This window comes from Pseudomonas sp. p99-361, from assembly GCF_003935475.1.
In the GTDB taxonomy this organism is placed as follows: Bacteria; Pseudomonadota; Gammaproteobacteria; order Pseudomonadales; family Pseudomonadaceae; genus Aquipseudomonas; species Aquipseudomonas juntendi.
In genome coordinates this window covers 1-10,785 of record NZ_RHQO01000106.1, presented here as the reverse complement: position 1 = coordinate 10,785, position 10,785 = coordinate 1, and the positions used below count along the sequence as shown (strand labels likewise).

Annotated in this window: 9 protein-coding genes; all 9 read left to right on the top strand. The window is 64.2% G+C overall.

Going from position 1 to position 10,785, the window contains the following annotated elements:
- Window positions 1–179 precede the first annotated feature (179 nt).
- The 9 genes from EGJ22_RS24860 to EGJ22_RS24820 all read left to right on the top strand — a co-directional run bounded on the left by EGJ22_RS24860 (window position 180) and on the right by EGJ22_RS24820 (window position 10,679).
- The gene (locus EGJ22_RS24860; protein WP_009685181.1) at window positions 180–1,079 is read left to right on the top strand and encodes a chemotaxis protein; all 900 of its coding nucleotides are present in this window, start codon (window positions 180–182) and stop codon (window positions 1,077–1,079) included.
- 87 nt (window positions 1,080–1,166) lie between these two features.
- Entirely contained in the window at window positions 1,167–1,478 is a 312-nt protein-coding gene (locus EGJ22_RS24855) for a hypothetical protein (protein WP_009685180.1), read from the top strand.
- Entirely contained in the window at window positions 1,475–2,209 is a 735-nt protein-coding gene (locus EGJ22_RS24850) for a YkgJ family cysteine cluster protein (protein ID WP_009685179.1), read from the top strand. Before EGJ22_RS24855 ends, EGJ22_RS24850 begins: the two co-directional genes overlap by 4 nt.
- A 165-nt stretch (window positions 2,210–2,374) precedes the next feature.
- Window positions 2,375–3,538, top strand: coding sequence for an efflux RND transporter periplasmic adaptor subunit (locus tag EGJ22_RS24845; RefSeq protein ID WP_009685178.1), 1,164 nt, complete (start codon window positions 2,375–2,377; stop codon window positions 3,536–3,538).
- Window positions 3,535–6,627: a multidrug efflux RND transporter permease subunit gene (locus tag EGJ22_RS24840; protein WP_009685177.1), complete on the top strand. Its 3,093-nt coding sequence runs from the start codon at window positions 3,535–3,537 to the stop codon at window positions 6,625–6,627. Before EGJ22_RS24845 ends, EGJ22_RS24840 begins: the two co-directional genes overlap by 4 nt.
- 9 nt (window positions 6,628–6,636) lie before the next feature.
- Window positions 6,637–7,311, top strand: a complete 675-nt coding sequence (locus EGJ22_RS24835) for a heavy metal response regulator transcription factor (protein ID WP_047150090.1) — start codon at window positions 6,637–6,639, stop codon at window positions 7,309–7,311.
- The gene (locus EGJ22_RS24830; RefSeq protein WP_047150089.1) at window positions 7,286–8,719 is read left to right on the top strand and encodes a heavy metal sensor histidine kinase; all 1,434 of its coding nucleotides are present in this window, start codon (window positions 7,286–7,288) and stop codon (window positions 8,717–8,719) included. The genes EGJ22_RS24835 and EGJ22_RS24830 overlap by 26 nt, the downstream gene beginning before the upstream one ends.
- Before the next feature lie 195 nt (window positions 8,720–8,914).
- Window positions 8,915–9,139 (top strand): hypothetical protein, encoded by a 225-nt coding sequence (locus EGJ22_RS24825; protein WP_009685173.1) that lies wholly within the window; start codon window positions 8,915–8,917, stop codon window positions 9,137–9,139.
- 205 nt (window positions 9,140–9,344) lie between these two features.
- The gene (locus EGJ22_RS24820; protein ID WP_009685172.1) at window positions 9,345–10,679 is read left to right on the top strand and encodes an OprD family porin; all 1,335 of its coding nucleotides are present in this window, start codon (window positions 9,345–9,347) and stop codon (window positions 10,677–10,679) included.
- Window positions 10,680–10,785 lie beyond the last annotated feature (106 nt).

Here is a 10,785-nt window from a genome sequence, read left to right as displayed (position 1 = left end):
CGGGCGGCGCTCGCTCTAACAGGCGCTGCCATACCTTGTGGCAAACACCTGTCAGCCCTAAGGCGATCCCTGTGGGCCGGCTTGCCGGCGATTAGGCCAGAACAGGCAATACAGACCTAAAGCCCGGCCCGACCAGGCCGATAACCGGTTATCCCCCCTGTTTCCCACCGAAGGTCACCATGGCCACGCAAAAAGCCCGCGCGGACTCCTTGTCGCTGCTGCTGTTCACCCTGCGCAGCGGCAAGCTGATGGCAATCAACCTGCTCAAGGTCAGCGAGATCATCCCCTGCCCGCCGCTGACCAAGCTGCCCGAGTCGCACCCCCACGTGAAAGGCGTAGCCACCTTGCGTGGCCATTCGTTGTCGGTCATCGACCTGTCCCGTGCCATCGGCGAGCAGCCGCTTGAGGACCCGCAAGGCGGTTGCCTGATCGTCACAGAGATCAGCCGTTCGCGCCAGGGCCTGCACGTGCAGGCCGTAAGCCGCATCGTGCATTGCCTGAGCACCGACATCAAACCGCCGCCCTATGCCTCGGGCAACCGCTCGTTCATCACCGGTGTTACCCGCGTCGACAACACCTTGGTGCAGGTGCTGGATATCGAGAAGGTCATCCACGGCATTGCCCCGCCTGCGCCAGAGCCAGCGCGCGGTTCAGTAAGCGCAGAAGACGCCAGCCTGCTGGCCGCCACCAATATCCTGGTGGTGGACGACAGCCAGGTGGCCCTGCAGCAGTCGGTGCACACCCTGCGCAACCTGGGCATCGAATGCCACACCGCGCGCAGCGCCAAGGACGCGATCAATGTGCTGCTGGAACTGCAAGGCACTGCACAGGAGATCAACGTGGTCGTCTCCGATATCGAAATGAGCGAGATGGATGGCTACGCCTTCACCCGAACCCTGCGTGAAACCCCCGACTTCCAGCACCTGTACGTGCTGCTGCACACCTCGCTGGACAGCGCCATGAGCAGCGAGAAGGCAACCCAGGCCGGGGCGAATGCCATCCTCACCAAGTTTTCCTCACCGGAGCTGACCGATTGTCTGGTGGTGGCAGCACGTGCCGTGGTGTTCGCCGAGCACTGATATATTCAGCGACAAACTCCCCGGCTTGCTGCCGGGGGCAAGTCGGGCATAATTCGGGCCCTCGCAAAAAATTTGCCGGAACCCGCCATGAAGTATCTCAGCTCCATCCTGATCGGCTGCGCTCTTTTCAGCGGTATCGCCCAGGCTTCCAGCAGCCAGGCCTGGAACACGCAGCGCCAGCAGATGCTCAAAGCCTGCCTGGCGGCCAGCCAGTTCAAGGACGCCCACGCCCGCGGCAAGCCCGCCGAATTCGATGACCAGGTAGGCATGAGTGCCTTGCTGGTCGAAGGTGTCTACCCGCAGAAGCACATGCAGCAGCGCACTGGCACCGAGCTGTGCCTGTACGACCGCCAACAGCAGCGTGCCTTCGTCAGCGAATGGAGCCCGCAAGCCAAGTGACCGCCACCTTGCGTTTTGGCTGCACCGGATGCGGCAGGTGCTGCAGCGGCCACCATGTCCCCCTGACCCTGGCCGAGGCAGGCCGCTGGGCACATGACGGCGGTCAGGTGGTTGTGCTGATCGAAGCCTTCGTCACCGATGGCCCGGGCATGCCGGTGGAGCAACGTGAGCATGTGCTGCGCCGGTCGTACCCGGTAGCCTGCGGCAATGGCCAGGCGCGGGTGTCGGTGACCTTTGCCGCGTTCAACCCCGGCCGCTGCCGCAACCTGGACGACAACGACCGCTGCAGCATCTATGAGCAACGGCCGTTGGTTTGCCGCATCTACCCGGTGGAAATCAACCCGCACCTCCCCCTGCGCCCAGAGACCAAGGACTGCCCGCCAGAAGCCTGGCAGCAGGGGCCTGCGCTGCTTCACGGCACGCAACTGGTGGATGCCGGGCTGGAGGCATTGGTGCAGGCTTCGCGCCAGGCCGACCGTGACGACATTGGCGCCAAGGTGGCGGTGTGCCAGGCACTGGGCATGACCACCAGTGCGCTCAAGGGCAACGGGTTTACCGCCTACCTGCCGGACATGGGCGCGTTTGCCGGGGCGCTGGCGCAGGTGCCGGATGATGACGGTACACAGTGGACCTTGCATGTGGAGGATGAGACGCTGGCGGCGGGCTTGCAGGGGCAGGGCTTGCACACCACCAACGAGCCCCCGGTGTATTACGCCTTTATCGGTTTCTAGCCCTGCAGGTGGTGGGCGCGGGTTCACCCGCGAGGGAGCAGACCGGGCAGCCGGTTATCTGAAACTGACACGGTTGTCAGCCAGCGGTCACGCTGCCGACCCGGTTCGGCGGCTATAAGATGGAATGACTGACCACCCTCCCCATTGGCCAAGGTGCCCGCACCAATGCGACGTCCGTTCCGCTCTGCCTTGCTTGCCGCCTTGGTACTGCTCATCCTGGTAGCAGCGGGAACTTGGTACACCCAGCGCCAGCCTGCCCCCGCCGCCCGCTCGCAAACGGCCATCCCGGTGCGGGTGGTAACCGTCGCCCAACAGGACGTACCCCGCTACGCCAGTGCCATCGGTTCGGTGCTGTCGCTGCACAGCGTCGAGGTGCGCCCGCAGGTCGAGGGGGTTCTGACCCAGGTTCTGGTCAAGGAAGGCCAGTGGGTCAAGCAGGGCGACTTGCTCGCCACCCTCGACGACCGCGCCATACAGGCCCAGCTCGACCAGGCGCGCGCCCTGCTCGGCCAAAGCCAGGCGCAGATCCAGGTGGCGGCAGTGGACTTGCGGCGCTACCGCCTGCTCAGCCGCGATAACGGCGTGTCCAGGCAACAGCTCGACCAGCAACAGGCACTGGTCAACCAGTTGCAGGCCACCGTCGAAGGCAACCAGGCAGCCATCGCCAACGCCCAGGTGCAGCTGTCGTATACCCGAATCCGCTCGCCGGTGACTGGCCGGGTGGGCATTCGCAACGTCGACCCGGGCAACCTGGTACGCACCAGCGACACGCAAGGCTTGTTCAGCGTGACGCAGATCGACCCGATCGCCGTCGAGTTCGCCCTGCCCCAGCAAATGCTGCCAACCCTGCAACGCCTGCTCACGGCACCGGCCCCTGCGCTGGTGCAGGCGTACATGGACGCTGACGGCGAACGCAGCCTGCTTGGCGAAGGCCACCTGGCGCTGATCGACAACCAGGTTTCCCCCACCACCGGCACCGTGCGGGTCAAAGCCGAATTCGACAACAAGGACGGCCGCCTGTGGCCGGGGCAACTGGTCACCGTCCGCCTGCGCACCGCCGTGCAGGAAAACGCCCTGGTGGTCCCGCCGCCGGTGGTGCAACGTGGGGTGGACGGGCACTTCGTCTACCGCCTGGACGGCGACAAGGTCACCAGCGTGCCGGTCAAGGTGCTGTACCAGGACAGCGAGCTGAACGTCATTGCCGGGGTCAAGCCGGGTGAGCGCCTGGTGCTCGATGGCCAGTCGAGGCTCAAGCCCGGTTCACGAGTCGAGGTCAGCCCCGATGCGCCTCCAGCGCCGGCCATCGCAGACCAGCGGAGCCAGCCATGAACACGCGCAACGGTGTTTCGGCCTGGTGCATCGACCACCCCATCGCCACCTTGTTGCTGACCTTCGCCCTGGTGCTGTTGGGCGCCATCGCCTTCCCACGGCTGCCGGTCGCCCCCTTGCCCGAGGCCGATTTCCCCACCATTCAGGTGACCGCGCAACTGCCCGGCGCCAGCCCGGAAACCATGGCCTCGTCGGTGGCAACCCCGCTGGAGGTGCAATTCAGTGCCATCCCCGGCATGACCCAGATGACCAGCAGCAGCGCGCTGGGCTCGACCACCCTGGTGCTACAGTTCACCCTCGACAAGAACATCGACACGGCCGCGCAGGAAGTGCAGGCGGCGATCAACACCGCTACTGCGCGCCTGCCGCAAGACCTGCCCAACCCGCCCACCTGGCGCAAGGTAAACCCGGCCGACAGCCCGGTGCTGGTGATGACAGTCAGCTCCAGCCAGATGCCCGGCAACGACCTCAGCGACTACGCCGAAACCTTGCTGGCTCGGCAGTTGAGCCAGATCGAAGGGGTCGGCTTGATCAACATCACCGGGCAACTGCGCCCGGCGATCCGCGTGCAGGCGCAGCCGGAAAAACTCGCCGCCATCGGCCTGACCCTGGCCGACCTGCGCCAGGCCATTGCGCAAACCAGCCTGAACCTGGCCAAGGGCGCCCTGTACGGCGAACACAGCGTGTCGACCCTGGCCGCCAACGACCAGCTGTTCCACCCCGAGGACTACGCGCAACTGATCGTCTCGTACCGCAACGGTAGCCCGGTGTACCTGCGCGACGTGGCCACGGTCGTCAGCGGCGCGGAAAACGCCTACGTCAAGGCCTGGTCCGGCGACCAGCCGGGGCTGAATCTGGTGATCTTCCGCCAGCCCGGCGCCAATATCGTCGACACCGTGGACCGGGTCATGGCCGCGCTGCCCAAGCTGCAGGAAATGCTGCCGGCCTCGGTCGAGGTGTCGGTGCTGCAAGACCGCACGCAAACCATCCGCGCCTCGCTGCATGAGGTGGAACTGACCTTGATGATCGCCGTGGCGCTGGTCATCGGGGTGATGGCGCTGTTCCTGCGCCAGTGGTCGGCGACGCTGGTGGTATCCAGCGTACTCGGGGTCTCGCTGATCGCCAGTTGCGCACTGATGTACGTGCTGGGCTTCAGCCTGAACAACCTGACCTTGGTGGCCATCGTCATTTCCGTGGGTTTCGTGGTGGACGATGCCATCGTGGTGGTGGAGAACATCCACCGCCACCTGGAAGCCGGCGACGACAGCCGTACCGCAGCGCTCAAGGGTGCAGGGGAAATCGGCTTCACCGTGGTCTCGATCAGCCTGTCGCTGATCGCAGCGTTCATCCCACTGCTGTTCATGGGCGGGGTGGTTGGCCGGCTGTTCAAGGAATTCGCCCTGACCGCCACATCCACCATCCTGATTTCAGTGGTGGTGTCGCTGACCCTGGCGCCGACCTTGTGTGCGCTGTTCATGCACCGCCCACCTGGCGGGCACCAGGGCGGTTTCGGCGAACGCCTGGTCAACTGGTACGAGCGGGGCCTGAACCGTGCCCTCGCCCACCAGCGCGTGACGCTGGGCGTGTTCGCAGTGACCCTGGCGCTGGCGGTCGTGGGCTACGTGGCCATCCCCAAGGGCTTTTTCCCGCTGCAGGACACCGGCTTCATCCTTGGCACCAGCGAGGCGGCCGCGGATGTGTCGTACCCGTCGATGATCGAGAAACATCAGGCGCTGGCGAAAATCATCGGTGCCGACCCGGCGGTGCGCGCGTTCTCGCATTCGGTGGGCGTTACCGGCAGCAACCAGACCATCGCCAACGGCCGTTTCTGGATTGCCCTCAAGCCCCGTGGCGAGCGGGATGTCTCGGCCAGCGAACTGATCGACCGCCTGCGCCCCAAGCTGGCCCAGGTGCCGGGGATCGTGCTGTACATGCGCGCCGGCCAGGACATCAACCTCAGCTCCGGCCCTTCACGCACCCAGTACCAGTACGTGCTCAAGAGCAACGACGCCGAGGCGCTCAACCTGTGGACCCAGCGCCTGACCGAGCGGCTGCGCAACAACCCGGCGCTGCGCGACCTGTCCAATGACCTGCAACTGGGGGCCAGCGTCACGCGCATCGACATCGACCGCCAGGCCGCCGCCCGTTTCGGCCTGACCACTACAGACGTCGACCAGGCACTGTACGACGCCTTCGGCCAGCGCCAGATCAGCGAGTTCCAGACCGACACCAACCAGTACAAGGTCATTCTGGAACTGGATGCGCGCCAGCGTGGTAAAGCCGAGAGCCTCAACTACTTCTACCTGCGTTCGCCCCTGAGCAATGAAATGGTGCCCCTGGCGGCCGTGGCCCATGTGGCGCCGCCCAGTACCGGGCCGCTGTCGATCAGCCACGACGGCCTGTTCCCGGCCGCCAACCTGTCGTTCAACCTGGCCCCGGGCGTGGCCCTTGGCGATGCGGTGAGCATCCTTGAACGCACCCAGCGCGAGCTGGGCATGCCCGATTCGATCAGCGGCAACTTCCAGGGCGCGGCGCAGGCCTTCCAAAGCTCGCTGGCGAGCCAGCCTTGGCTGATCCTGGCGGCACTGGTGGCGGTGTACATCATTCTCGGCGTGTTGTACGAAAGTTTTGTCCACCCACTGACGATCATCTCCACCCTGCCCTCGGCGGGCCTTGGCGCGTTGATCCTGCTGTGGGCCATGGGCCAGGACTTCAGCATCATGGGGCTGATCGGCATCGTGCTGCTGATCGGCATCGTCAAGAAAAACGGCATCCTGCTGATCGACTTTGCCCTGCAAGCCCAGCGCCAGCAGGGCCTTTCACCGGAACAGGCGATCCACCAGGCCTGCTTGACGCGGTTCCGGCCGATCATCATGACCACCCTGGCCGCGCTGCTCGGCGCGGTACCGCTGATGTTCGGCTTTGGCACCGGCGCGGAATTGCGCCAACCACTGGGCATTGCCGTGGTCGGCGGCCTGCTGGTGAGCCAGGCGCTGACGCTGTTCACCACCCCGGTCATATACTTGGCCCTGGAGCGCCTGTTCCATCGCCGTCAGGCTGCCCGCGCGGCAGCGCCAAGTGCCAGCTAGGACAAGACCATGCGTGTGCTGATCATCGAAGACGAAGAAAAAACCGCCGACTACCTGCATCGCGGCCTCACCGAGCAAGGCTTCAGTGTGGACCTGGCGCGCGATGGCATCGATGGCCTGCACCTGGCCCTGGAGGGCGACTATGCCGTCATTGTGCTGGATGTGATGCTGCCCGGGCTGGACGGCTACGGCGTGCTCCGCGCCCTGCGCGCGCGCAAGCAGACCCCGGTGATCATGCTGACCGCCCGTGAGCGGGTCGAAGACCGTATCCGTGGCCTGCGCGAAGGCGCCGATGACTACCTGGGCAAGCCATTTTCGTTTCTGGAACTGGTGGCCCGGCTGCAGGCTTTGACCCGCCGCAGCAGCAGCCATGAGCCCCTGCAGATTCAGGTGGCCGACCTGTGGATCGACCTGATGGCACGCAAGGCCACGCGGGCCGGCCAGCGCCTGGACCTGACCGCCAAAGAGTTCTCGCTGCTCAGCGTGCTGGCCCGCCGGCAGGGGGAAATCCTGTCGAAGACGGCAATTGCCGAACTGGTCTGGGACATCAATTTCGACAGCGACGCCAACGTGGTCGAGGTCGCGATCAAACGCCTGCGGGCCAAGCTCGACGGGCCGTTCGACCAGAAACTGCTGCACACCATTCGAGGCATGGGTTATGTCCTGGAAAACCGTGCGGGGTAACTCCATTGCGCTGCGTTTGTCGGCGTTGTTCATCCTGGTGGCCTTGGCCGTGTTCCTGCTGATCGGCTCGGCCCTGTATCGCCAGGTCGACCGCAGCCTCGACCTGCTGCCGCAAGCCGAGCTGGAGGCGCGCTTCAGCGTGCTCGAATCCACACTCAACCGCTACGGCACGCCCGAGCACTGGGCCAAGATCATCAACAAGCTGAACCTGCTGAGCGAGGAAGACAAGCGCATCCGTTTCTGGGTGGTCGGTAGCGACCCCGGCTATGAATATGGCCAGCCCAGCGCGCTGGTGCGCCAGTTCGCCGAGGGCGCGCAGGGCATGCGCGACCTGCGCCTGCCGGACCACCCCTACCCGTACAAAGTGCTGGTCAGCGAGCTGCCGGCGCTAGGCCAGCGCCCGCCACTGCGGTTCATGATTGGCATCGACACCGAAACCTTCTGGCAGGCCCAGCACAGCCTGCTGCTGGCGATCATCGGGCTGGCAGTGCTTGGCGTGCTGCTGGCCTCGGTGCTGGGCTACTGGGTCGCGCGCATCGGCTTGCGCCCTTTGCTGGCGCTTTCCAGGGAGGCCCAGGCACTGGCCCCGCCACGCCTGGACGGGCGCCTGCAAACCCAGGCCCTGGCCCCTGAGCTGGCGCAGTTCGCCAGTGCCTTCAACGCCGCGCTCGACCGGGTCAGCCAGGCCTACTCACGGCTGGAGGCGTTCAATGCCGACGTTGCCCACGAGCTGCGTTCGCCGCTGACCAACCTGATCGGCCAGACCCAGGTGGCGCTGACCCGCGGGCGCAGTGCCGAGCACTACTTCGAAGTGCTGCAATCGAACCTGGAAGAGCTGGAGCGCCTGCGCAGTATCATCAACGACATGCTGTTCCTGGCCAGTGCCGACCAGGGCAGCAAAGCCACTGCCCTGACCCAGGCATCGCTGGCCGAAGAGGTGGCGACCACACTCGACTACCTTGACTACATTCTCGAAGACGCGCAGGTCAGCGTCAGCGTCAGTGGCGATGCCCAGGTTCCCATCGAAAAAGCCCAATTGCGCCGGGCGTTGATCAACCTGCTGAACAATGCCGTGCAGCATACGGCGCCGCACCAGGTGATCCAGGTAAGGATCGTCCCCGGGCCGCAGCAGGTCAGCATTGCCGTGAGCAACCCGGGGCCGGCGATTGCCGACGAGCACCTGCCGCTGCTGTTCGAGCGTTTCTACCGGGTGGATGCGGCGCGCAGCAACAGCGGGGGCGGTAACCATGGCTTGGGCCTGGCCATCGTCAAGGCGATTGCGCTGATGCATGGCGGGGACGTGTTCGTGCGCAGTGAAGCCGGGGCGAATACATTCGGTATCCAGCTCCCGACCTGTAGGAGCGGTCTTGTGTCGCGATGGGGTGCGAAGCAGCCCCTGGTTCAATGACCGGGCGGCAATTGTCGGGGCTGCAAAGGCCGCGTCTAGCCTGCGGCTTGCAGACGAAAGCCCTATTGCTTTTTGCGTACATCGTTACCTTTTGCGCAACAGTGCTTATCGCACTTCGCTCTGTATCAAGTGCAATGAAAGGACTAACTTTAGCCCGTCCTCATTAGCACTTGCACAGCAAGAAGGTAGTTTCAAATGTCCAACAGTATGGGTATTGCCAGCGTTTTCGTCCTGTCGTCCCTGTTGTTGTCGCCCCTGGCCGTGGCCGAAGAATCGCCGGCGTTCGTCAACCGTAACAGCGAACTCGCCGCCGCGCACCAGGAGGCCCGCGAAAGCGTTGCCGCACATAAGGCCGACGTGATGAAAGATGCTGAACAGACAGCTTCCAAGGCCTCTGTCGATGCCAAAGCCGACAGCTGATCAGGCGCTGTTGTTGCTTCCACTTTCCCTTGGCTACGCCATGGGCACAGCCTGTGCCGATATGTTAGCCTTTTAAAGCCGCTGCCCATCAGCGGCTTTTTTTATGTGCCCGTAACTCTCAGCCCGGCTGTAACGTTTACCCATAAGAAAGACGCACATTCAAAATAAAAACTGCCCCACCGTCAGACCAAAGGAGCTTCTACCGGTGCCTTCCGCGTTTCGTTTCACCCCGTTTTTCATTGCATTGACTGCAACGATCCCTTGCGCCGCCCAGGCAGATGAAGACAAGGCTGATGGCTTCATCGAAGGGTCGTCCTTCAATCTGCATTTGCGCAATGCCTACTTCAACCGCGACAACCACAACGCCGGCGTGCGCGATACCCGCGAGTGGGGCCAGGGCGCAGTGGCGCGGTTCGAGTCGGGCTACACCCCAGGCACGGTCGGTTTTGGCCTGGACGCCCATGCCATGCTGGGCCTGAAGCTCGACGGTGGCGGCGGCCATGCCGGCACCAGCATCCTGCCAGCGCACATCAAGGACGACGGCGAACTGGGTGCTGCGCCGCATTCGTTTTCCACCGCTGGCGCTGCAGTCAAGCTCAAAGCCTTCGACACCGAACTGAAGGCCGGTGACCTGTTCCTCACCAACCCGGTTATTGCCGGCGGCGAAACCCGCATGCTGCCGCAAACCTTCCGCGGTGTGAGCCTGATCAACACCAGCGTCGACGGTTTGCTGCTCGAAGGCGGCCAGGTGAGCTTCACCCACCCGTACAACCAGAGTGGCCACCGCCGCATCGACACCTACTACGGCTCGCTCGACGAACACGACAAGAGCAAGCACCTGAACTGGGCTGGTGCCTCCTGGAGCGGTACGCCGAACATCACCGCCAACCTGTACGCCGCCGAACTGAAGGACATCTGGAACCAGTACTACGCTGATTTCGACTACACCTACGTGGTCAGCGATCTGGTCAGCCTGAACCCCGGTGTGCACTTCTATCACACCCAGGACACCGGCCAGGCCCTGCTGGGCAAGATCGACAACAACACCTACAGCGTGCACTTCACCGTCAACGCCGGGTACCACAGCGTCACCGCCGCCTACCAGCGGGTCAATGGCAACACCCCGTTCGACTACATCAACCTGGGCGACAGCGTGTACCTGGACAACTCGCGCATGTACTCGGACTTCAACGCCCCCAACGAGCGGTCGTGGAAGCTGCAGTACAGCTATGACTTCGCAGGTGTCGGCGTGCCTGGCCTGACCAGCTCGCTATCCTATTCGCGCGGCGAAGCGGACCTGACCAAGGCCACCCAGGACACCACCCATTACGACTACTACCGTGCCGATGGCAAGAACGCCATGCATTGGGAACGCGACCTGGACCTGAAGTACGTGTTCCAGGAGGGTGACCTGAAGGACCTGTCGGTGCTGGTGCGCTATGCCACCCACCGTGGCAGCCAGGGCTATGCCTCGATCGACAGCAACAGCGACAACGATGAGCTGCGGGTGATCGTCGATTACCCCGTGAACGTGTTCTGACCCTCGTTGGCAGGCAGCACACCTGAACGCCTGTGGGAGATTCTATGGTTCCTGGCAAGGGTAGCCGGAGCATCTTCAGCGCCTGTGAGATCGAGCGCCGCCCGCG

Coding starts and splice junctions, on each gene's coding strand:
- EGJ22_RS24855 (WP_009685180.1), top strand. CDS start 1,167: ATGAAGTATCTCAGCTCCATCCTGATCGGCTGCGCTCTTTTCAGCGGT.
- EGJ22_RS24830 (WP_047150089.1), top strand. CDS start 7,286: ATGTCCTGGAAAACCGTGCGGGGTAACTCCATTGCGCTGCGTTTGTCG.
- EGJ22_RS24825 (WP_009685173.1), top strand. CDS start 8,915: ATGTCCAACAGTATGGGTATTGCCAGCGTTTTCGTCCTGTCGTCCCTG.
- EGJ22_RS24835 (WP_047150090.1), top strand. CDS start 6,637: ATGCGTGTGCTGATCATCGAAGACGAAGAAAAAACCGCCGACTACCTG.
- EGJ22_RS24840 (WP_009685177.1), top strand. CDS start 3,535: ATGAACACGCGCAACGGTGTTTCGGCCTGGTGCATCGACCACCCCATC.
- EGJ22_RS24860 (WP_009685181.1), top strand. CDS start 180: ATGGCCACGCAAAAAGCCCGCGCGGACTCCTTGTCGCTGCTGCTGTTC.
- EGJ22_RS24845 (WP_009685178.1), top strand. CDS start 2,375: ATGCGACGTCCGTTCCGCTCTGCCTTGCTTGCCGCCTTGGTACTGCTC.